The following is a 22,413-nucleotide window of genomic DNA, read 5'->3' as shown; positions in this document are numbered from 1 at the left end:
ATCGTCCTCATGCTGGTATTTTTATTGTCTGCGTATCAGCAGCCATCAATGGTAGTTGTATGATCGCGCAGGCCCCCGCGTGGTCCTGCCCCTCAAAGATTTCGGCATCCGCAAGTGTAAGCGAACCGTTATGTTCTTCGATGATCTTTTTGACAATCGGCAGGCCAAGCCCAGTCCCCTTGTCACGTGTCGTCACATAGGGTTCAAACAGCCGCGCCCGGTCCTCTGGCAGGCCAATCCCATTGTCAGAAACGGTGATTTGCGCGTGGCCATCGGCCTGCTCCATCGTCACTCGAACTTGCGCCTGATATCCTGCTGCATTGTGCTTTTCTTTATATGTTTCAGTTGCTTCTGCAGCATTTTTGACCAAGTTCATCAATGCTTGGCTGATCATCGTTCCATCGATATCCGCCAGTACTGAAACATCGGGCAATGTTGCAGAGACCAAGACATCAGGTTGCCCCGCCGTTTGGAGTGCCACCACATCTGCCACGAGTTTTGTCAGATCGACCACCGCCATTTCAGGTTCGGGCATACGCGCAAATTTTGAAAAATCATCGACAATACGGCGCAGGTCATTTGTCTGCCGGACGATGACGTCTGTCATCTGCTCCAGATTTTCCGCCTCTTCGCCCAAGAGCCTTGCGAATTTACGCTTGATCCGTTCAGCCGATAGCTGGATCGGCGTGAGTGGGTTTTTGATTTCGTGCGCGATCCGGCGTGCCACATCGCCCCATGCCGCCATACGCTGAGCGCTCACGAGGTCGGTCACGTCATCAAATGCCACAACATAGCCCTCGAGCGCGCCATCGGCATTTCGACGCGGGGACATACGCACCAGCAGGCTTTCTTGCTGACCTTTACGGACCAGGTTGACTTGATCTTGAACGTTATCTGCACCGGCCGCGATCATTTGCTCAAAGAGATCGCCAAATTCAGGGATCGCAACGGGCAATGCTGTCGGCCCACTGTCCGATGTCACGGACAGCAACCGCTGCGCTGAAGGGTTCACCAGATTGACCCGACCATCTGCATCAAGCCCGACCACGCCCGAAGTGACCGAGCTTAGCACTGAATCAAACAGCCGCCGCCGTTGTTCCGTTAGACGGTTGGTCTCCAGCAGCTCATCGCGCTGTCCCTTAAGCTGGCCCGTCATTTGGTTGAAATAGTGGCCTAACTGCGAGATTTCATCGTCGCCATCGTCTTCGATCACGCGCACATCAAGGTCGCCACCGCCCACGCGTTGCGACGCTGAAACCAGGCGACCAATTGGCCGCGAAAGCCCCTCTGCGAACCAAAGAGCCGCCCAGATCGCTGCCAAAATCAGAATGGCCGCAAATCCAAGATAAAGCAGACCAAACTGGAACAGCATCTTTCCGCGTTCCGTGGCGAGCTGTTGGTATTGCTCAACTGTTTGCGTCGTATCTGTAAGCAATGACAATACGTTACCATCCACATTTCGCGTAACGTAGAGGTACCTATTCACAAATGCGGTTAGCGGAATAAGCGCACGAAATTCGTTGTTGTCGACGTCTTCGATAATCGCGAGGCCATTCGCATCCGCTTTAGCAAAATCAGCCGCGCTCGGGCGTTCGTAGTCAAAATCATAGGACTTCGAACCACGCGCCGCAATTTCACCGCCGCCATCAATCACAAACGCCTCAGATAAGGACCGATCAATTTGCGGTTGGACCTCGACCAAAGCGAGCCGCACCTCGCCGTCATCCATAAAGAGGTTCGCTTGTCGTTCACGGTTCAGGTAACCCGCCAACCCGCGCGCATCGCGTGACAGTTCTTGTCTATGTTCCTGTTCATAGGCTTGCGCCGTCGTCAGTGATGTCCGCAAGACATTGCCAACGGGTTCGGAAAACAGTCCGTCCAATGCCACCGAGATGAGCAAGACGGAAAACACAGCCACCAAAACGGTGGGCACCAAGGCAGACAGCGCAAATACACCGGTCAACCGCAGATGAAGACGCGATCCCGCAGATTTCGCCCGGCGTGCCGCCACAATACGCGCAACCTGTCGTGTGACCACGGCCATCACGATCAAGACGTAGACCAAATCAATCAGCAATATTACGCGCAGCGGAGGAGAATAAGACTCCTCGCCCAAGGGACTAACTGCCCAATACGTCACCGCAGCAAGAACCGGGCCCGCGATGACAAGCACCGCCGTCACAAAGCTCTGTACGTGCCGCTGACGTTGCCAGCGACCAAAACGCATCAAATATGAGGCCCCAAAGGTACGCCGCACGCCTCAGTCTCTTTTTATTTAGGTGGGTTTTCCCACATTACCGCCGGTCCCGTGGGCGCGCCCATGCCATATGACGTAGTTGCGCCACGGTCCTGTTGCGGTTTTACATCAATTTGCGGCGGCGTGTCACGCGGATATCGAGGTCAGTGATCTTCTTGCGCAAAGTATTGCGATTGATCCCAAGAAGATCGGCGCATTTCGCCTGATTTCCACCTGTCGCATCAAGCGCAATCTCAATCAGTGGGCCTTCGACCTCTTTGAGGATACGGTTGTACAAACCCGGCGGTGGCAACACGCCTCCGTGCAGATCAAAATAGCGGCGCAGGTGCTTGCCAACACTCGCAGAGAGCTTCTCTCCTTCTCCACCAGACCGCAGCGGCTCAATGGCGGGTTGGTTGCCCAAGACCATCTCAACTTCTGCACGGCTGATTTCTTCTTCGGCTGCGGTAAATACCAAACGGCGCACGGCATTTTCCAACTGACGCACATTCCCCGGCCAGCTATAGGCCCGGATCAATTCTAGGGCCGATTCACCAAACCGACGGACTGGCGCCCCATCACGTTCTGACCGCGCAAGGAAATGTTCGGCAAGCAACGGAATATCATCAACCCGTTCGCGCAAGGATGGCACATCAACGGTAACGCCACCTAGACGGTAAAACAGGTCCTCGCGGAATTTGCCTTCTTCCATGCGGGCCATCAGATCGGATTGCGATGTTGCCATGATACGCGGCGCATTATCGCCCAAGGCATCCAACATCCTTACGATACGCCCCTGCGCATCGTCAGATAGATCACTTACCTCGTCAAAGAGAATAGAACCGCCCTTAGCACGGCTCAGCACGGTCGAAGGACCGTCCATACCCTCTAGGTCCGCAGCGGAAACCACAACAAACGGCAGGCTACGCCGATCCGAGAAATCATGCACCGCGCGGGCAATCAGCGACTTCCCTGTCCCGCTTTCGCCCGTGATCAAAACGGGCAGCTGTGTATTCATGACGCGAGCAACCAGCCGATAGAGCGCTTGCATGACGGGGGTGCGCCCAACCAATGGCAAATCACCGGCCTGCTCGGTGGTTGAGACATCCGCTGTCCGGGTGTTGGGCGCGCGGCGCTTAACCTCAAGCGCACGTGCCGCCCGTTTCATCAGATCAGGCAAATCAAAGGGTTTGGGCAGATAGTCATATGCATCCGCCTCGGCCGCTTGGATGGCTGTCATGATTGTATTTTGCGCCGATATGACGATCACAGGCAGACCCGGCCGCGATGCGGCAATTTTCGGCAATTGATCGAGCCCGTTTCCGTCTGGCATGACAACGTCGGAAATAACAAGGTCGCCCTTGCCTTCGTCGACCCAGCGCATCAACGTCACAAGCGAAGAGGTCGCGTGTACTTTGCACCCTGCCCGTGTCAGGGCCTGCGTCAGTACCGTCCGGATTGTCCGGTCATCATCTGCGACAAGAATGGTGCCGTCCATTAGCTTTCTCCTAGTTCAGTCTCTTTGGGTGCCAGCGGTAATGAAATCCGAAACACGGTGCGGCCGGGAACGCTGTCGACAGTGATCCAGCCCCCAACATCGCTGATGAGTTTGGACACCAGCGCCAAACCCAATCCGGTTCCATTTTCCTTGCCCGACACAAATGGTTCAAAAATATCGTCAGCGATCTCTGCCGGAAGGCCGGGACCGTTATCTATGATCTCAATCTGAAGCGGAAGGCGCGCCTGTGTGCCATCTGAACGGCGCACGCGCAGCGAGGTATCGTAGAATGTATGCAGCCTGATCGCGCCGCCGTCCCGGCTCGCTTCTGATGCATTCTTGATCAGATTCAAGAAGACCTGAAGCAATTGATCACCATCCGCCATCGTTTGTGGCAGCGAAGGATCGTAGTCTTCGATAAAGAGCATATGCGCGCCAAATCCAACCGATGCGGACTGGCGTGCACGGTCGAGGATATCGTGGATATTGACCGGCTTCAAAAGCGGTGGACGCAGATTGCCAAACTGCTCAACCTGTTCAAGCAGCTTTACGATCCGTCGGCTTTCTTCGACAATAAGATCGGTCATTTCCTGATCTTCAGTGCTTAGTCCCATCGACAGCAATTGTGCCGCCCCTGTAATCCCTGCCAACGGGTTCTTGATCTCATGGGCAAGCATTTCTGCCATCCCAATCGCAGATTTAGCGGCCTTTTCCGAGGAGTGATGTTGATTGACCCGCCCGGCAATTTCGCGCGGGCTAATCATGACGATCATCACCTCATCACTGCCCTGCAGGGGCGCAAATTGGACGTTACAGATCAACGGCGCACGTTCACCGCTACCGACATTGACGTCATTCACAAAGAGCGAAGATCGGTTTTTTCGCGCACGGTCAAACGGCTCTTCGAGTGGTGCGTCAATCATCACCTTGTCCCACATGCGCTGACCCGTCAGTGCTTTGGTCGACATGTTAAGGAAGCTCTCAGCGGCTGGGTTGCTTGAAATGATCAAATCGTCTGCATCCAGCATCAAAGCAGGAACAGGCAGCGAAGACCAAAGCGCAGTATCCAAGATCATGCGGGCACCTTTTGGCTCAATGCGTCAGGAAGATCGCGCAACACGTCACGCGGATTAGCATGGGTTAAGATTGATTTACGAAGGCTCGGCGACGTTTGGGCGTCGTCCATGTACCAACCCAAATGTTTACGTGAAACTTTGCGCCCGAGTTCGGCACCGTAAAACGACAGCATTGCTTCGTAGTGCTGGCTCACCATTTCAATGAGGTCTTTTTCGGCCGGAATTTGCACAGCCTCGGCGCCATGTAGCGCCGTTGCGACCTGCGCCAATATCCATGGACGCCCCTGCGCGCCACGCCCGATCATCACGCCATCAGCACCAGACTGGTCAAGTGCCCGCTGGGCGGTCGCTGCATCAACAATATCGCCATTCGCGATCACGGGAATTGTCACCGCATCCTTGATGTTCCGAATAGCTGCCCAATCCGCCGAGCCTTTGTAGAACTGGCATCGTGTCCGACCATGGATCGTAACCAGTTGGATCCCTGCATCTTCAGCCCTCTTCGCCACGTCTGCTGCGTTCATGCTTTGATCATCCCAACCAAGACGCGTTTTCAGCGTTACAGGGATATCGACTGCGTTTACGACTGCCTCGATCAGAGACAAGGCGTGATCTGGCGTCCGCAATAGCGCAGAGCCGGAATAGCCATTCGTCACCTTCTTCGCTGGGCAGCCCATATTGATGTCAATGATGGCGGCACCGTTGTCTTGGATCATGCGCGCAGCCTCGGCCATCCAGTAGGCGTCGCGCCCAGCGATCTGGACGGCTGTGCCCTCTTGATCATATCCAAGCTCTGCCCGCTCGCGTACGCCGGGCTTGGCCTGGACCATCTCTTGGCTCGCAACCATTTCACTGACAACCCAGCCCGCACCAAATGACGCGACCAGCTGTCGAAAGGGTAGATCCGTGATGCCCGCCAACGGCGCAAGGGCAACGGGCGGCTGCAAGGCCACGTCGTTGAGCGTGATAGATTCGTTTTTTGCCAAAGGAACAGTCATTCGCTTAATGGGTGTGCGTTGTGCATCAACTAAGGCGAAATGCCTGTTTTCACAACGAACCACGCCTGCATATCACGAAATAAAATGGCATATGATTAATTATTAAGCAAAACGCTGCAGAAACTGTCGAATTGCACTTAGGCTTCCCGCACCGTAAACCTTGCGCCAAAGGACATAGCGATATGAAAACAGCCGCAATATTCGTCGCCGCAGGGCGTGGCACCCGCGCAGGCGGAGAGCGCCCAAAGCAATGGCAACTGCTTTGCGGCAAAACGATTGCGGCGCATGCGATGGAACCCTTTGCGCGTCATCCTAAAATTGACGCGCTCATTTTGGTTCTACACCCGGACGATATCGACTCCGATCTATGGGCTGATACCCCCAAAGCAATGATTGTCGCCGGCGGTGACACACGACAAGACTCTGTTCTCGCCGGCCTCAACGCCGTCAAAGATGCAACGCACGTGCTGATACATGATGCGGCGCGCCCATTGATTACATCAGAGGTCATCGACCGTGTGTTGACTGCCCTAATTGATCACGATGGTGCAGCACCCGCAGTCGCGGTCACTGACACGTTGTGGCGCGGTCAAAATGATACTGTCGAAGGTGTTCAGGACCGCACAGACATCTACCGCGCTCAAACACCGCAGGGCTTTGCGCGAGAACCATTGCTAAAAGCCCACCAGAACAGCACAATTCAGGCCACAGATGATGTGTCGGTCGCACAGGCGGCCGGAATCGAAGTTGCCATTGTGGCTGGCGACGAGAACAATATCAAAATCACGACGCCCGGCGATTTCGCCCGCGCCGAACAACTACAACGAGGCAAAATGGATATCAGATGCGGTAATGGCTACGACGTGCACCGCTTTGGACCCGGCGATCATGTGTGGCTCTGCGGGGTTAAATTGCCGTTTGACCGAGCACTCCAAGGGCACTCTGACGCGGATGTTGGCATGCATGCGATCACTGACGCCATCTATGGTGCGCTGGGCCAAGGCGACATTGGCCAGCACTTCCCGCCATCTGACCCGCAGTGGAAAGGCGCGGAGAGCCACATCTTTCTAACGCACGCTGCAAACCTGGCGACGCAGAGCGGCTACAAGATTAGCAACGTCGATTGCACCCTGGTTTGCGAATTCCCCAAGGTCGGCCCCCACCAAGAGGCCATGAAAGCAGCGCTTTCGCGGATTATGAATCTGCCCACTGATCGGATCAGCGTTAAGGCAACGACATCCGAGCGGCTTGGGTTTACGGGACGCGGCGAAGGGATTGCCGCGCTTGCAACTGCTACTTTGGTGAAATCATGACACATCTTATCGCGACATTCTTTTACGTAGGGCACTTGCGCCCTGCCCCCGGCACATGGGGTTCGCTCGCCGCGCTGCCCGCCGCATGGCTGATTTACACGCTCCTTGGCCCCTGGGGGCTGCTAGCAGGCTGCGTGATTTCGTATTTCGCTGGCGTATGGGCAACTAGGGTCGAAACCGCTGGCAAAGAGAACCATGACCCGTCCGAGATCGTCATCGACGAAGTCTGCGGCCAGTGGATCGCTCTGTTGCCTGTGGCCTACGGCGCCTACATGATGTCCGCGAATATCACCGCACTTTGGCCCGGCTGGATTGCGGCGTTTATCCTGTTTCGCCTGTTTGACATCACCAAATGGGGCCCGATTGGCTGGGCAGATAGGCGCAACGACCCAACAGGTGTCATGCTAGACGATGTTATCGCCGGGATATTTGCGGCCGTCGTTGTCGTGGCTTTGGCCGGACTTTCACATGGGTTATTGATGTGAAACAACTCGTCGAAATCGCACGCGCCAAAGAGGTCGTTATCACGACCGCAGAGAGCTGCACGGGTGGTCTGGTCGCTGCAGCGATCACCGACACACCGGGCAGCTCTGCCATGTTTGACCGTGGTTTCGTCACCTATTCCAACGCCGCCAAGGCCGAAATGCTGGGCGTGGAACAAGCAACACTCGACGCCTATGGCGCAGTTTCAGAAGAGGTCGCAGCACAAATGGCGCGCGGTGCCATCCAGCACTCGCGCGCGACACTCAGTGTATCGATCACTGGAATAGCAGGACCGGGTGGGTCCGAATTCAAACCTGAAGGTCGGGTGTGCTTTGGGGTGGCGACGGCCAACAATGTCACGACCCAAACGGTAGAGTTTGGAGCGCTAGGCCGTGAACAAGTCAGGCTCAAAGCACGTGAGTACGCGCTCGACCTACTACTCAGCGCCACCGATTCAGTGTAGCTTATTTTTTAATCAATAAACCCAATCGTCGCTCATTTTGCGATCACTCCGCACACTGATTAAAACATAGGCTCTAATTTATGCGCATCGCTACTTTTATCATCATCGCGAATCCGCATTAACGCCGCTCCAACGGGAAAACCTAAACGGAGGGGACAAAATGAACGGAGCGGATACCGCGTGGATCATCGTGGCCACGGCGCTTGTACTATTCATGACATTACCGGGACTGGCATTGTTTTACGGGGGGCTCGTGCGTGCGCGTAACGTATTGAGCGTCTTTATGCACTGCTACGCGATCGCATGCTTGATGAGTATTCTTTGGTTTGCGGCAGGATATTCAATCGCATTTGGCGGTTCTGGCAATGCTTTCTGGGGCGGATTGGACAAGATGTTCTTGTCCGGCATTGACGCTGAAACGCTCAGCGGGACACTTCCCGAAGTTCTGTTTTTTGCCTTCCAAATGACATTTGCCATCATTACGCCTGCGCTGATTGTGGGTGCTTATGTTGAACGCATCGGCTTTGGCTTTGTGCTGCTTTTCTCAGCGCTGTGGATGCTGCTTTGCTATGCACCTGTCACGCATTGGATCTGGGGCGGTGGCTTCTTGTCCGATGGTGGCATCTTTGGTGATACTGGCGTTCGGGATTTTGCTGGCGGCATCGTCGTTCACGAAACTGCGGGCCTGGCCGCACTGATCCTTGCTGTTTTCTTGGGCTCACGTCGTGAGACATCAAAACCACCACACAACCCCGGCATGGTCATGATCGGTGCGGCAATGCTGTGGGTCGGCTGGTTTGGCTTTAATGGCGGTTCACAGCTGGCTGCTGATGGGGGCGCTGCGATGGCGCTGACAGTGACCCATATCTCTGCTGCGACTGCCTCTTTGACATGGGCACTGTGGGAAAGAATCAAATTTGGCCGCGCGTCATTGGTGGGTATCGTCACGGGGACAATTGCTGGCCTCGCGTCGATCACGCCTGCGTCTGGCTTTGTCGGTCCTGTTGCCGCATTGATCATCGGTGCCGTTGCTGGTGTGCTTTGCCAAGAGGCCGTCAACCTGATCCGCAACAAGCTCAAGATCGACGATACACTTGATGTCTTTGCGGTTCACGGTGTTGGCGGTATTTTTGGTACGATCATGATCGCAGTCTTTGGCGCCGGATCATGGGCTGCACAACTGGGTTCACTTGCCATCGTCGGTATCTTTACCACTGTCGTCACGATCGCCCTGATCTACATCTGCAAGGCCATCACGCCATTGCGCGTTGATCAAGAAAGCGAAGAGCAAGGGCTCGACATCACCGTGCATGGTGAACGTGCCTACCACTTCAATTCGTAAATAGCTGGGCGCTGCATCACAGGTGCGGCGCCCGATCCCTCAGCCGTAAAGTTCGGCTGCGCGGCGCTCAAATGCCCGCACGACTCTTTGCATTGCCTCGTTAAAGAACACGCCAGCCGCCCCTTGCAGTAGGCGGTTTTTAAATTCGAAATCCACGTAAAACGAGACTTCGCAACCACCCTCTACATCTTTGAAATTCCACTGACTTTCCAAATGCCGAAACGGCCCATCCAGATATTCAGTGTCGATCTTTTGGGCCTCTTGCCACAATGTCACGCGGCTCCCAAAAGTCTCGCGAAACACTTTGAATGAGATCACCAAATCAGCCAGCATGACCTGCTTTTCGCCCTGATCATCGACGCTTCGTACACGTGCGGCGGCGGTCCAAGGTAGAAACTTGGGGTAATTGCCCACATCGGCAACAAGATCGTACATCTGCTTGGCTGAGTACGGCAGGATCTTTGTTTCGGAATGGGTGGGCATTGGTGGTCTTTCTCAGGTGACTTCACGCCCTGATGTCGTAAACTGCGCAGAGAAAATCAACCCTTCTCTAGCCCAGAGCCAACTATGCCGCACCGCCCCTATAAAATCGACGAAATGATCAGCGCCAAGGCAATCGCGGCCCGAATCGAAGACCTCGCCCGAGAGATCGGGCGCGAATTTGCGGATACCAACAAGCTGGTCGTCGTCGGGCTTTTGCGCGGGTCATTTGTGTTTATTGCCGATCTGGTGCGCGAATTTGATCTTCCCGTCGAAGTCGATTTTCTTGAGGCCTCTTCCTACGGCGACAGCATGGAGAGCAGCCGCGAGGTGCGAATCCTTAAGGATTTGCGCGGCCAAATCGAAGGGCGTGATGTTCTGGTTGTCGAAGATATCGTTGATACGGGGCACACCCTCAAACATGTCACTGAATATCTTCAGACGCGTCACCCTGCCCGGCTGCGCACAATTGCGCTTTTGGATAAACCGGCGCGTCGCGAGGTAGATTTTAAGGCTGACCTGATTGGATTTGAAATTCCCGATGAATTCGTCGTCGGCTATGGTATTGATTTTGCGCAACGAAACCGAAACCTGCCCTTTATTGGCAAAGTTCGATTTACGGATGAGCCATGAATATCCGTTTCCTCTTGCGCGCAAAACGATGGGCAGCCCGCCCACCATCCGAAGCAATGTTCAAAATGGTGGTCGGCATTATCGTTTTTTGTGTGATCCTATTTGCGATAGAGAAATTTATCGGATGGCCTGATTGGCTGAGCGCAGATCGGATCGGTCGCCCTAGGTTCGTACGAAACTAATCAAACGGCACCAAGTTTCTTCATGCGGGCCTCGCGCAGACGCGCGAAATCATCACCCGCGTGATAAGAAGACCGGGTCAACGGCGTCGCAGAGACCATCAAGAATCCTTTGCCATATGCGGCTTTTTCATAGGATTCGAATTCTTCTGGGGTCACAAAACGATCCACTTTGTGGTGTTTTGGGGTCGGCTGCAGGTATTGGCCAATCGTCAAGAAATCGATATCGGCTGCGCGCATATCTTCCATCACTTGAATGACGGCCTGACGGTCCTCGCCCAGTCCGACCATGATTCCCGATTTCGTGAACATCGAAGGATCGATTTCCTTGACCCGTTGTAGCAAGCGCAATGAATGGAAATAACGCGCACCTGGGCGCACCTCTGGATACAATCCTGGGACAGTTTCAAGGTTATGGTTAAACACGTCAGGGCGCGCTTTGACCACGATTTCCAGCACTTCCGGTTTGCAGCGGATAAAATCGGGCGTCAGAATTTCAATTGTCGTACCAGGAGATTGACGACGCACAGCCCGGATTGTCTGGGCAAAATGCTCTGCCCCGCCATCTTCGACATCGTCACGATCCACCGACGTAATAACAACGTGATTGAGGCCCAGTTTTTTAACCGCATCCGCGACGCGACCCGGTTCAAAAACATCCAGCGCCTCTGGCGGTTTGCCGGTCGCGATGTTGCAGAACGTACAGGCGCGGGTACAGACGTCGCCCATAATCATCATGGTCGCATGACCTTGAGACCAGCATTCGCCAACGTTTGGACAGCCCGCTTCTTCGCAGACTGTGACCAATTTGTTTTCACGCATAATGTCGCGCGTCTGTTTGTACCCTTCAGAGGTCGGTGCTTTCACCCGAATCCAATCCGGTTTTTTGGGCTGCGGCGCGTCAGGGCGGCGCTGCTTTTCCGGATGGCGTTGCGCCGGAATTTTCAGATCGCGTGTTGGCATGTCGGTCTCCGATGGCTCTGGCTTTTACCTAGCGTCGGTCAGAACGATTGTCCAACCTTGTTGACCAAAGACATGCCTGCACTGCGTCTGATGCATAGAATGGCGTCAGCCAATCATCGGCGCGAACTTCCCGCTCGTGGTTTCATAGTAGCGTTGCAATCGCTCAAGCGCGATGCGCAGGACGATTTTGCCGGAACGCGCAGACCAGCCCATCGACTTTTCTGTTTGCTCAAGCCCTTCGAGAAAACAACAGCACCGCAATACGATATCACCCAAACCCGGCCCTAGATCACATAGCGCAGCAAAGACCCGTTGGCTTGCCGGATCGGTCGGGGCTTCGGCATTGGCGATGTCGTCCCAGCTATTGATTTGCGTCCCACCAAGCTGCGCAAGCTCAAAATCTTCGCGTAACCGTTCGCCGACCGCCACGAGCGAGCGATCCAAAAACGGGCTTCCATCCCGATCCTTGCGCCGGGCGAGCCCGACCAAGGGGCTTTCAGTTCCGTGGTAGCGGCGTGTGCGGCGCGTGCCCCCCTCGATCGCATCAAGATCCCAAGCGGCCTCTGCTTTGGGGTTGCCACGGTTGTGACCCAAACCATGCGCGCGGTTTTCGTCTTCGGCAATCAACCGGCGCAGCGCTGCACGACCGGTATTCGTGATGAAATAACGCGCCACACGGCTATCGGGATCAGGGCAGCTGATCCAGTCTTTCAGCGCCATGGCCTGCGCGATTTCGCGGTCTACAGCTGCGGTTCGGAGCTGATCAGCATTGCCAGCCTCGCGCACGACGACCGCTGATTCCATTTCGCGAGCCACCGCAAGAATCGCTCCCGGTTCACAAAGACGCCGCAAGATTCGCTTGGCCTCTTGATCAATCCGACGCTGTGTCAGTTCTTCGGTTTCATGTGGTTCTTGGCATTTAAGTTGCGCGATCATTGCAGATTTTCCCCATTCATTCGCAATATCAATCGACGAAACCCTGTCCGAGAGCGCGTCCAGCGCCGCATCAATTAACGGATCGTCGCGGCGCCCCTCAAAACGCCGAACTTGCCGCAGAACTGTCGATGGATGGCAGTCGCTTGCCCGTGCAACCGCGCGGATCGACAGACCTTTTTGAGTGTGAGCCAGATAATTACGCGCGGCGTCCGGTATCCAAACCGGAAGCCGTTCAGACCGCAGCGGTCCCTTCTGTAATGTCATGTCACGCGTCCTCTTCGTAGGTTTCGATGTGCCTTCGCAGGTCGTAAACAGCGGTGACACATAGAAAAATCAACCTATGAGTGCTTGGTTACCTAAGTGTTAACGCCTGACTTGGCCCGTCAACTATTCTTGCCAAATGATAAACAAACCTCACCAAAGCGTTCTTAACAAATAGCCATTCCGCAACACCCGGACCGGCTGTGGCATGTTTCAGCGACTCAGCAATCGACCGAGAAGGGAAACATTATGCTTGATTTGGAAACACGGATTCGCGGACTGAAACGCCCTAGCCTACTTGCTCGCGCTGCCCGTTTTGGCGCCGATGAGTATCGCCGTGAAATACACCTACGCCGAATTCTGGGTGTCGAAAAACTGCCACGTCACGCAGAGGCGATCATGCGATTGCTTGATATAGAGAATGAGATGAACAATCACCGACTGGATCACGCCGGTGAATACCGCGTTGCCCGCCATGTTGACGTGCTGATCGCAATCGCAGGCGAGGTGCAGCTGATGCGCGCGACCCGACTGCGATTGCTCTAGTGAGATTTAGCCAAATGCATCCGGCATGCTTGCTTTTTTCTCGGCGACATAGGCCCGCAGCCGTGCCTCGATCTCTGGGTCGAGTGCAGGTTGCTGATATGTATCGAGCATCTTTTTGACGCGCGCAGTCGCGAGGGTCTGGGTGTCACGCGCACCCTCTTCGTCCCATGTTTCAAACGGTTTGTAATCGAGCACATCGGTGCGCCAAAACGCCGTTTTGAAATTTGACTGCGTATGGGTGCATCCCAAATAGTGACCGCCGGGGCCAACTTCGGCAATTGCATCCATCGCTTGACCGTTTTCAGACATGTCTACGCCACGCGCAAAGTGATGCAATGTCCCCAACTGATCTGCGTCGAGCACGAATTTTTCAAACGAGGCAACCATCCCCCCCTCGAGCCATCCACAGGCATGCAACATAAAGTTCACGCCTGACAGCAAACCCATCTTGAGGCTGCTTCCGGTTTCATAGCCTGCTTGGGCGTCGGGCAGTTTGGAACCACAGAACGAACCGGCCGAACGATAGGGTAACCCCATACGGCGGGCCAACTGCCCTGCCCCATAGGTAATGTGCTCTGCCTCCGGTGTGCCAAAGGTCGGCGCGCCAGAATTCATATCAATCGAGGTCACCATGGTTCCGAAAATCACAGGCGCGCCCGGACGCACCAATTGAGAATAGGCGACACCGGCCAAGACTTCGGCCAAAGTTTGCGTTAATGTACCAGCCACCGATACCGGTGCCATCGCACCACCGACGATGAACGGGCTGATAATACAAGCCTGATTGTTTTGTGCATAAACCTCGAGCGCACCCATCATGGTGTTATCAAACGTTAGCGGCGAGTTGATATTGATGAGCGATGTCATCACGGTGTTTTCTTGCACGAATTCTTTACCGAACAAGATTTCGCACATTTCCACTGAATCTTGCGCACGCACGGGCTCAGTGACTGCGCCCATGAACGGTTTGTCACTATATACCATATGCGCCAGCAGCATATCGAGGTGACGCTTGTTCACCGCAATGTCTGTCGGTTCACAGACTGTACCGCCCGAATGGTGCAGCCATTTTGACATATAGCCCAGTTTCACAAATTTCTCAAAATCCGCAATGGTCGCATAGCGGCGGCCACCTTCGGCATCGCGCACAAATGGCGGGCCGTACACCGGGGCCAGCACCAATGAATTGCCGCCGATCTCTACGTTTCTTTCGGGGTTGCGGGCATGCTGTGTGAATTTCGACGGCGCCGTCGAACAAAGCTTGCGCGCCAACCCACGTGGGATGCGCACGCGCTCGCCGTCAATCTCGGCGCCAGCGGCGCGCCAACGCTCTAGTGCAGCAGGGTTATCAACAAAATTCACGCCGACCTCAGCCAAGACCGTCTCGGCATTCGCTTCAATCACTTGGAGCGCTTCTTCGGTCAGAACTTCGTAATTGGGGATATTGCGCTCGATGAACTTCGCCGTCTCAATGCTAATTGCTGTACGCTCTGCGCGACGAGCCGCGCCACCACCCCCGCGACCGCGGCGCCCTGTTCTGACTGGTGCATCTGACATAAGAAGTCCTCTGAAACTGTGTTTGGTTGTTTCTAGCAACGTGACCTGAATCACCCTGCTAATTTTACGCCACTTCCGGCGTGAAAACGACATTCACTGTCGCATTTCCAAAATCCAATGCAAAAACGACCCGCAGCACGGATATTGCGGCACTTGAATGGGCTGCCCCCTCTTGCACAAATACGTGACTGCCTTTACCGAAGCGCCATGGAAAAAAGCACCCACGAACGCCTTCTCATTATTGATTTTGGCAGCCAGGTTACGCAGCTGATCGCGCGACGCCTGCGCGAATTGAACGTCTACTGTGAAATTCACCCCTACCAATTGGTGACCGATGCATTCTTGACAGAATTCGCGCCAAAGGCCGTGATTTTGTCAGGTGGCCCAGACAGCGTTACACGCGAAGGATCACCACGCGCACCGCAATCACTGTTCGATTTGGGGGTTCCCGTCCTTGGTATTTGCTACGGACAGCAAACCATGATGACCCAGCTGGGCGGCAAGGTTGAATCAGGTCATGGCACGGCTGAATTCGGTCGCGCCTATGTTACACCCCATGGGACGTTGCCACTGCTCGATGGTTGGTTTGCAGACGATAAAGAACAAGTCTGGATGAGCCATGGCGACCATGTGTCTGAAATTGCTCCTGGATTCGAAGTTTACGGCACGTCTCCGAACGCGCCATTCGCGATTACGGCGGATGTTGCACGCAACTTTTATGCCGTGCAATTCCACCCCGAAGTTCACCACACGCCAAACGGCAAAAAGCTGTATGAGAACTTTGTAAAGCTGGCTGGTTTTACGGGTGACTGGACGATGGGCGCATATCGCGATCAGGCGATTGCGGCGATCCGCGAACAAGTCGGCGATAAACAAGTAATCTGTGGTCTTTCGGGTGGTGTTGATAGCTCAGTCGCAGCGGCTCTATTGCATGAGGCAATTGGCGATCAGCTCACTTGTGTCTTTGTTGACCACGGTCTTTTGCGCCTGAACGAAGCCGAAGAAGTCGTCACAATGTTCCGTGATCACATGAACCTCAAAGTGATTCACGCTGATGAATCAGAGCTGTTCTTGGGCGAATTGGAAGGTGTTTCTGACCCCGAAACCAAACGGAAAATCATCGGTAAGCTATTCATTGATGTGTTCCAGAAATACGCCAATGATATCGAAGGTGCAGAGTTCCTCGCACAAGGCACGCTCTATCCGGATGTGATTGAATCGGTGTCTTTCTCTGGTGGCCCTTCGGTGACGATTAAATCCCACCACAACGTAGGCGGCCTACCTGAAAAGATGGGTTTGAAACTAGTCGAACCACTACGTGAACTCTTTAAGGACGAAGTCCGCGCACTTGGCGTTGAACTGGGTTTGCCGGCCAGCTTTATTGGGCGTCACCCCTTCCCAGGACCGGGCCTTGCTATCCGTTGCCCTGGCGAGATCACCCGCGAAAAACTGGAAATTTTGCGGAAAGCAGATGCAGTTTATATTGATCAAATCCGCAAACATGGGCTTTATGATGAAATCTGGCAGGCCTTTGTTGCAATCCTTCCGGTACGCACGGTTGGGGTTATGGGCGATGGCCGGACCTATGACTATGCCTGTGCGTTGCGTGCGGTGACTTCGGTCGATGGGATGACTGCTGACTACTATCCGTTTAGCCACGAATTCCTTGGCGAAACTGCGACACGCATTATTAATGAAGTCAAAGGCATCAACCGCTGTACGTATGACATCACGTCAAAACCACCGGGAACGATTGAATGGGAATAATGGGTAAGCCTGGCAATATACGCCTCACCGGAACGATTGTTATTCCGATGGATCAACTCGAAGAGTTGGTCCCCCTCTTGGAAGAACACATCATTCTGACGCGTAAAGAGCCGGGCTGCCTTCATTTCGACGTCACGCAAGACGCTGAAACCCCAGAACTTTTTCACGTTAGCGAACTCTTTATCGACGCCTGCGCCTTTGACGCCCACCAACGCAAAGGCGCACAACGCCGTTGGGGCGCTGCAAGCGCGGACCTTGACCGCGACTTTCATAAAGAGACGCTTTAATCGCTTGCAATTTTTATGGCCTCGGGTGCAACTGATGCCATGAATACTACATTACAAGCCGGGCTCTGGATGCTCGGCGCGATCGTTTCTTTCACCAGCATGGCAATCGCCGGTCGTGCGGTCAGCTTTGAACTCGACACGTTTGAAATCATGCTCTTTCGGAGCCTGACCGGGATTGTCGTTGTCGTTCTTGGCGCTTGGTATTTCGGCACATTCCGTCAGATCAAGTCAGATCGGATCGGCCTGCACTTCCTTCGGAACTTATTCCATTTTACCGGTCAAAACCTGTGGTTTTTTGCTATTGCAAGCATCCCACTGGCCCAAGTCTTTGCACTTGAGTTCACAACACCGATTTGGGTGTTGCTACTCTCACCTCTCGTGCTGCGCGAACGTATGACGCTGGTTGGCATCATGAGCGCAAGCCTTGGCTTTATCGGCGTATTGATCGTCACGCGCCCTGATACGGCCACGCTTAGTCCGGGGCTGGTCGCCGGAGCCACCTGCGCCATCTTTTTCGCGCTCACGGCCATTTTCACGCGCAAACTCACCATCACGCAACCGATCACATCCATCATGTTTTATCTCACGACGATGCAAGCGATTTTTGGTTTGATCTGTGCGGGTTACGATGGCGACATCACCGTTCCGTCTGTGCAGACCGCGCCAATGATTATCCTCATCGGTTTTGCGGGTCTCTTTGCTCATTTTTGCCTGACCCGCGCGCTTAGCCTTGCGCCAGCGAGCATCGTCATGCCCATGGATTTCGTGCGCCTGCCAACTATCGCGATTGTCGGCATGATTGTATTCCATGAGCAGATTCAACTCTCGATATTTGCTGGAGCAGTCTTTATCTTTGCGGCGAATTACCTCAATATCATGTACTCGGCCCCAAACACCAAATGAGGTTGCGCGATAAATTCGACAACTAAACTGTTCAGTTTATTGCAAATTTAGAACGCAGCATTTACGAGAGCCGCATGACGCAGCGTCAAGAATTGACGCAAAGCTAACCCACTCCTTAGGGTCAATCCACGAGGAGATTCATGACAGGGATGAGGACATGAAAAACGTATTCACAGCAGGAGCAGCACTGCTGCTCACGACCAGCATCGTAAACGCGGGAGGGATTGACCGCACGGGCAACCCATATTCGGTACTGTTTGAAGAAGGCAACTACGTCCAGCTTTCTTTCAGCTCGGCGTCGCCTGACGTATCCGGTGACTATCCAGCCGCCTTTGGTGGTGGTTCGACGGAAAACATGGCAGAAAGCTATTTCAGCGCTGGTGTTGCACTGAAATATGCTATCAGCGCAGACGTGGATGTCGCCGTAATGTTGAATCAACCGTACGGTGCGGATGCGAACTACACTGACGGCCCTTACGCCGGCCTTGCTGCCGAATGGAACAGCACACAGCTTGCCGTCGTCGGTAAGTATCAGACTTCTGAAGCCGTCTCTGTCTATGCGGGTGTGCGCGCGGTTCAGTCCGAAGCCACGATCACTATTCCGCCCGCACTATTTGGTGGCGCAGAATATTCAGCTGAAACCGAGAAAAACACGCAACTGGGCTATATCGTTGGCGCAGCCTATGAGCGCCCTGAGATCGCTCTGCGCGTCGCTTTGACATACGAAAGTGGTGTTACACATGACTTTGACACCACAGAGTCCGTAAATGGCTCTACCGCTCTAGAAAGCACAACAGACATTGAGATGCCGCAGGCTGTTACGCTCGACTTCCAATCTGGTATCGCCGTTGACACACTCTTGTTCGGTTCCGTTCGCTGGTCCGAGTGGTCAGTATGGGAAGTACGCCCTGCATACTACGAAGGTGCCGCAGGTGACCGCGTGACGGGTATCGACGATGACGTGTTCACCTACCGGATTGGTCTGGGTCGCCGTATTAACGACGATCTGTCCGTATTCGGTCGCATTACCTATGAAGAGGAAAACGGCGGTGCTGCCTCGCGCCTCTCACCAACGGATGGTTCAACCAGTATTGGTCTTGGAGGCAGCTATACTACCAATGGCGTCGAGTTCACTGGCGGAATCGAATACGCGATGCTTGGTGATGCAACCGACGCTTCTGGTGTCGAGTTTAAAGACAACTCCGCGATCGGCGTTGGTCTGACAATCGGCTATAGTTTCTAAAGAAACCAATCTCACGAATAGAAAGCCCCGCAAAACTTGCGGGGCTTTTTGTGTTTACGTTACGCGTTGGTGCTTAACATAACCCATCCAGCACAGCGCGCGCTGCGCGCAGTCCCGGGTTTTCGCCGCCACGACCGAGACGCTCCATCGTGATCTCCATCGCCTCGTACTGTGCAGTCGGGTCAGCGAGTACTTCACAGACGGCATTCGCAATATCTGATGGAATACAGTTTTTGCCGATAAACTCTGGGATGGTGCGCGTGTCTGACACCAGATTGACCAATGTCACCGTATCCACCAAGAGCATCCTGCTGATAATCACACGGCTGAGCCACGCCATATCGTAGGCGATCACCATTGGTGTCGCATTGGCTGCCAGTTCCAATGACACTGTCCCTGAAGCAGCGAGCGCCACATCTGCCCGCTTGAACCACGCCCGTTTGTCAGCACTGTCAGCAGGCAATACGGTGACTGGGGTCGCCCAGTCGGCCACTTTTTCGCAAACCAAGTCATGCACCCCACGTGTGGTTGGAATGACAAAACTGGCCTCTGGGTAGCGCGCTGCAATCTGCTGCACGGCCATACCAAACCGATCTGCGAGCCTGTTCACCTCTCCCTTGCGGCTGCCCGGCAGGACCAACACCACTTTGCCCTGCCCTAACTGCGCGGCCTCGGCGTCTGTTGCGACGGGTTCATCCACCACCGGGTGCCCGACAAAATCACAGCGCATACCAGCAGATTGCATCAAGGGCGGCTCAAACGGGAACAACGCCAAGACGTGATCAATATAACGCGCCATCTTGGCCGCACGCCCTTTGCGCCACGCCCAAACAGTTGGGGCGACGTAGTGGACGGTTCTAATATTGCTGCGCTCCTTGACGATCTTGGCCACGCGCAAACAAAAGTCCGGACTATCAATTGTGATCAGTACATCTGGCTGAGTTTCGATGATCGCATGTGCCATCTCGCGAATGCGCGCCTTGAGCGCGCGATATTTGGGCAAGATTTCCGCAAGCCCCATAACGCTCAGTTCTTCCATGGGGAAGCGACTTGTCAGACCCTCAGCTTGCATCAAAGGGCCGCCAACACCGTCAAAGCTGACCTCTGGCTGCAACTCTTTGAGACCAGCCATCAAAGCGCCGCCCAACTTATCGCCAGAGGCTTCTCCTGCAATCAAAAAGACTTTCACGCCCCACCCCTTGGTCGCACCCAAAGAAACATACCTTGCGCATCGAGTATGCGGCGGACTGCGGGTAGATCCAATACCATCACTCCGCCCGCCTCGATCACGATACCATCCAGTCCCTTGGCCGCTTTCGCAGTCGCAGGTCCAATCAGCGGCAGATCTGCGCGCCGATCTTGATTTGGTTTTGGCGCCTTAAACAAAACCCCACCGTCACCAACGACGCGGCCCAACATGGCGTCCGTCCCATTCGCATCTTCGCGTAGGGCGACCTGACCATCACGAATGACGCAGGCCTGCCCGGTATCGGCCTGTCCCATTTCAGCAACGCAAGCCTCACCAGTAAAGGCATCCACCGTATGGCTTGATGCTGGACCTTTTTTGGTCAACACGCCAGCCCGCGGCAAGAGATCACGGGCCACATCATGGGCCGCCATGACCTCGAACCCGTGTTCTTCAAGGATTGTGATGATGATACGCAGTGCCCCATCGTCACCTTGGGTCAAAGCGGCCTGTACCTTTGGAACCAAAGGCATGGTCGCTGCATCAATTTGAGCAGGGTCAATCTGCGGCCTGCGCACCGCCCCGGCCATACAAATCTGCGTCACTCCGCGTGACTTCAGCGTCGCCAGAAAACTACCCAGATGCTCCATCCGAAATGTGATATCTGGTGCGATACTGGGTTCAAACCCGCGCATTGCGCAAATCAACGGTCGCTCTGGCAGGCGGGCCACAAGCGCGGGAGGCAGATCACCCGTCCCTGCAATCAACGCTAGCATCAGCCCGGTGTTAAGAAGTTACGATCAGTGTCGCCCAGAATAAAGGCAACCATCTGCTGGACGTAATCACTATCGCTTTCGTCACCTAAGCGGCGTGCGCGATCTTGGAACGTTCCTTCGCCATCCTTGAGCATCTGAAACGCAGCACGAAGTGCGGTAATATCAGCGCGCGCTACGCCTTTGCGTTTCAATCCAACAAGGTTCAGACCATCCAGAACACCGCGCGGCCCCTGTACCAGACCATGTGGAACGACATCATTTGTCACCATTGTTACGGCGCCGATGATCGCACCTTTGCCAATGCGAACCCATTGATGAACACCGCTAAGGCCGCCGATGATCACGTCATCTTCGATAATGCAATGCCCTGCAACAGCCGAAGAATTCACGACAATTACGCGATCGCCAATTTGCGCATCATGGGCAATATGGCAACCGGCCATAAACAGGCCATCGTCGCCAATACGGGTTTCACCGCCGCCCTGCGCTGTGCCAGAATTCATTGTGACATGCTCGCGAATGCGGTTACGCGCCCCAATCCGCAGACGGGTATGTTCACCCGCGAACTTGAGATCCTGAGGTATCTCGCCAATCACTGCAAAAGGAAAGACGACCGTATCTTCGCCGATATGGGTATCGCCCTCGATGACGACGTGACTTTTCAATGTCACCCGATCACCAAGGACCACATTTTCCCCGATCACGCAAAAAGGGCCGATGGAACAATCCGCCCCTATCTTTGCACCCGGTGCAATAATTGCCGAAGGGTGAATCGTGCTCATTCTTTTGGCAGGTCCATCATCGCGGTGAACTCGGCCTCGGCCGCCATTTCACCGTCAACGGTTGCAACGCCTTTGAACTTCCAGACCTTTCCACCGGGCTTACCGCGCGTGGTTTCCACATGCATTTCCAGCACATCACCGGGCACGACTTTGCGGCGGAATTTGCACGCGTCAATCGCCATAAAATAAACCAAAAGGTTTCCGTCTGTCAGACCCAAAGTCGCACCGACCATGACTGCAGTCGTCTGCGCCATGGCTTCGACAATTGTCACCCCAGGCATAATCGGATTGCCGGGAAAATGGCCTTGAAAATGTGGCTCATTCATCGTGACGTTTTTGATCCCAACAGCAGATTGGGTGCCGTTGATGCTGTGCACCTTGTCAACCAGCAAGAACGGATACCGATGCGGCAGAATTTTTTGAATGAGTTGAATGTCGGCTTCGGTGACAGTTTCGGACATCGGTTGGTATTCCTTGTTATTGCTGCTGAACTGAGTAGCAAGGG

The 22,413-nt window shown here is 54.5% G+C and carries 23 protein-coding genes; 11 read left to right on the top strand and 12 right to left on the bottom strand.

All coding sequences use genetic code 11. The annotated features are described in order from the left end of the window. Positions 1–7: 7 nt before the first annotated feature. From TW80_RS04625 to dusB, 4 genes are all read right to left on the bottom strand, one after another. The gene (locus TW80_RS04625; RefSeq protein ID WP_045997017.1) at positions 8–2,227 is read right to left on the bottom strand and encodes a sensor histidine kinase NtrY-like; all 2,220 of its coding nucleotides are present in this window, start codon (positions 2,225–2,227) and stop codon (positions 8–10) included. Between the two features lie 133 nt (positions 2,228–2,360). After that, the gene (locus tag TW80_RS04620; RefSeq protein ID WP_045996134.1) at positions 2,361–3,734 is read right to left on the bottom strand and encodes a sigma-54-dependent Fis family transcriptional regulator; all 1,374 of its coding nucleotides are present in this window, start codon (positions 3,732–3,734) and stop codon (positions 2,361–2,363) included. Further along, positions 3,734–4,810 (bottom strand): two-component system sensor histidine kinase NtrB, encoded by a 1,077-nt coding sequence (locus TW80_RS04615; RefSeq protein ID WP_045996133.1) that lies wholly within the window; start codon positions 4,808–4,810, stop codon positions 3,734–3,736. The genes TW80_RS04620 and TW80_RS04615 overlap by 1 nt, the downstream gene beginning before the upstream one ends. Further along, positions 4,807–5,808: a tRNA dihydrouridine synthase DusB gene (gene dusB / locus TW80_RS04610; RefSeq protein ID WP_045996132.1), complete on the bottom strand. Its 1,002-nt coding sequence runs from the start codon at positions 5,806–5,808 to the stop codon at positions 4,807–4,809. Before dusB ends, TW80_RS04615 begins: the two co-directional genes overlap by 4 nt. Positions 5,809–5,990: 182 nt before the next feature. Between dusB and TW80_RS04605 the strand changes: the two genes are divergently transcribed. The 4 genes from TW80_RS04605 (at position 5,991) to TW80_RS04590 (ending at position 9,409) form a co-directional block, all read left to right on the top strand. Beyond that, complete coding sequence (locus TW80_RS04605; protein ID WP_045996131.1) at positions 5,991–7,121, top strand: bifunctional 2-C-methyl-D-erythritol 4-phosphate cytidylyltransferase/2-C-methyl-D-erythritol 2,4-cyclodiphosphate synthase; 1,131 nt, start codon at positions 5,991–5,993, stop codon at positions 7,119–7,121. Next, on the top strand, positions 7,118–7,606 hold the full coding sequence (locus TW80_RS04600) for a phosphatidylglycerophosphatase A family protein (protein WP_045996130.1): 489 nt from the start codon (positions 7,118–7,120) through the stop codon (positions 7,604–7,606). Before TW80_RS04605 ends, TW80_RS04600 begins: the two co-directional genes overlap by 4 nt. Beyond that, positions 7,597–8,067, top strand: coding sequence for a CinA family protein (locus TW80_RS04595; protein WP_045996129.1), 471 nt, complete (start codon positions 7,597–7,599; stop codon positions 8,065–8,067). The genes TW80_RS04600 and TW80_RS04595 overlap by 10 nt, the downstream gene beginning before the upstream one ends. Positions 8,068–8,227: 160 nt before the next feature. Continuing rightward, positions 8,228–9,409: an ammonium transporter gene (locus TW80_RS04590; protein ID WP_045996128.1), complete on the top strand. Its 1,182-nt coding sequence runs from the start codon at positions 8,228–8,230 to the stop codon at positions 9,407–9,409. 39 nt (positions 9,410–9,448) lie between these two features. Here TW80_RS04590 and TW80_RS04585 read toward each other — a convergent pair whose 3' ends face one another. After that, positions 9,449–9,892, bottom strand: a complete 444-nt coding sequence (locus TW80_RS04585; RefSeq protein WP_045996127.1) for a type II toxin-antitoxin system RatA family toxin — start codon at positions 9,890–9,892, stop codon at positions 9,449–9,451. Positions 9,893–9,976: 84 nt separating this feature from the next. Between TW80_RS04585 and hpt the strand changes: the two genes are divergently transcribed. Further along, the gene (hpt, locus tag TW80_RS04580) at positions 9,977–10,522 is read left to right on the top strand and encodes a hypoxanthine phosphoribosyltransferase (protein ID WP_045996126.1); all 546 of its coding nucleotides are present in this window, start codon (positions 9,977–9,979) and stop codon (positions 10,520–10,522) included. Beyond that, entirely contained in the window at positions 10,519–10,704 is a 186-nt protein-coding gene (locus TW80_RS04575; protein WP_045996125.1) for a hypothetical protein, read from the top strand. Before hpt ends, TW80_RS04575 begins: the two co-directional genes overlap by 4 nt. On the opposite strand, the gene lipA is transcribed toward TW80_RS04575, so the two are convergent. Beyond that, positions 10,705–11,664 carry a lipoyl synthase gene (lipA, locus tag TW80_RS04570; RefSeq protein ID WP_045996124.1) on the bottom strand — a complete coding sequence of 320 codons (960 nt, stop codon included), beginning with the start codon at positions 11,662–11,664 and terminating at the stop codon, positions 10,705–10,707. 105 nt (positions 11,665–11,769) lie between these two features. Then, positions 11,770–12,864, bottom strand: a complete 1,095-nt coding sequence (locus TW80_RS04565) for a DUF6456 domain-containing protein (RefSeq protein WP_045996123.1) — start codon at positions 12,862–12,864, stop codon at positions 11,770–11,772. Positions 12,865–13,110: 246 nt separating this feature from the next. Here TW80_RS04565 and TW80_RS04560 point away from each other — a divergent pair, with 246 nt between their 5' ends. Then, on the top strand, positions 13,111–13,407 hold the full coding sequence (locus TW80_RS04560; RefSeq protein WP_045996122.1) for a DUF6477 family protein: 297 nt from the start codon (positions 13,111–13,113) through the stop codon (positions 13,405–13,407). A 6-nt stretch (positions 13,408–13,413) separates the two neighbouring features. On the opposite strand, the gene TW80_RS04555 is transcribed toward TW80_RS04560, so the two are convergent. Further along, the gene (locus tag TW80_RS04555) at positions 13,414–14,964 is read right to left on the bottom strand and encodes a trimethylamine methyltransferase family protein (protein ID WP_045996121.1); all 1,551 of its coding nucleotides are present in this window, start codon (positions 14,962–14,964) and stop codon (positions 13,414–13,416) included. A gap of 207 nt (positions 14,965–15,171) precedes the next feature. Between TW80_RS04555 and guaA the strand changes: the two genes are divergently transcribed. The 4 genes from guaA (at position 15,172) to TW80_RS04535 (ending at position 19,164) form a co-directional block, all read left to right on the top strand. Next, positions 15,172–16,731: a glutamine-hydrolyzing GMP synthase gene (guaA, locus tag TW80_RS04550; RefSeq protein WP_045996120.1), complete on the top strand. Its 1,560-nt coding sequence runs from the start codon at positions 15,172–15,174 to the stop codon at positions 16,729–16,731. Then, on the top strand, positions 16,731–17,018 hold the full coding sequence (locus TW80_RS04545) for a putative quinol monooxygenase (RefSeq protein WP_045996119.1): 288 nt from the start codon (positions 16,731–16,733) through the stop codon (positions 17,016–17,018). The genes guaA and TW80_RS04545 overlap by 1 nt, the downstream gene beginning before the upstream one ends. Before the next feature lie 39 nt (positions 17,019–17,057). Continuing rightward, positions 17,058–17,921, top strand: a complete 864-nt coding sequence (locus TW80_RS04540; RefSeq protein WP_045997016.1) for a DMT family transporter — start codon at positions 17,058–17,060, stop codon at positions 17,919–17,921. Between the two features lie 157 nt (positions 17,922–18,078). Then, entirely contained in the window at positions 18,079–19,164 is a 1,086-nt protein-coding gene (locus tag TW80_RS04535) for an OmpP1/FadL family transporter (protein WP_045996118.1), read from the top strand. A 73-nt stretch (positions 19,165–19,237) separates the two neighbouring features. Here the strand turns inward: TW80_RS04535 and lpxB are convergent, their stop codons facing one another. Genes lpxB through fabZ form a run of 4 tightly spaced genes read right to left on the bottom strand, consistent with a single transcriptional unit; the run spans position 19,238 to position 22,369 of the window. Continuing rightward, positions 19,238–20,353 carry a lipid-A-disaccharide synthase gene (gene lpxB / locus TW80_RS04530; RefSeq protein ID WP_045997015.1) on the bottom strand — a complete coding sequence of 372 codons (1,116 nt, stop codon included), beginning with the start codon at positions 20,351–20,353 and terminating at the stop codon, positions 19,238–19,240. After that, entirely contained in the window at positions 20,350–21,126 is a 777-nt protein-coding gene (locus tag TW80_RS04525; protein ID WP_045996117.1) for an LpxI family protein, read from the bottom strand. The genes lpxB and TW80_RS04525 overlap by 4 nt, the downstream gene beginning before the upstream one ends. Next, positions 21,126–21,908: an acyl-ACP--UDP-N-acetylglucosamine O-acyltransferase gene (gene lpxA, locus TW80_RS04520; RefSeq protein ID WP_045996116.1), complete on the bottom strand. Its 783-nt coding sequence runs from the start codon at positions 21,906–21,908 to the stop codon at positions 21,126–21,128. Before lpxA ends, TW80_RS04525 begins: the two co-directional genes overlap by 1 nt. Then, on the bottom strand, positions 21,905–22,369 hold the full coding sequence (fabZ, locus tag TW80_RS04515) for a 3-hydroxyacyl-ACP dehydratase FabZ (protein ID WP_045996115.1): 465 nt from the start codon (positions 22,367–22,369) through the stop codon (positions 21,905–21,907). The genes lpxA and fabZ overlap by 4 nt, the downstream gene beginning before the upstream one ends. Positions 22,370–22,413: the final 44 nt, after the last annotated feature.

The organism is Loktanella sp. S4079, from assembly GCF_000967725.1.
Lineage (GTDB): Bacteria > Pseudomonadota > Alphaproteobacteria > Rhodobacterales > Rhodobacteraceae > Yoonia.
Note: the sequence above shows the minus strand (reverse complement) of the source record. Positions and strands in the feature narration are given on the sequence as shown.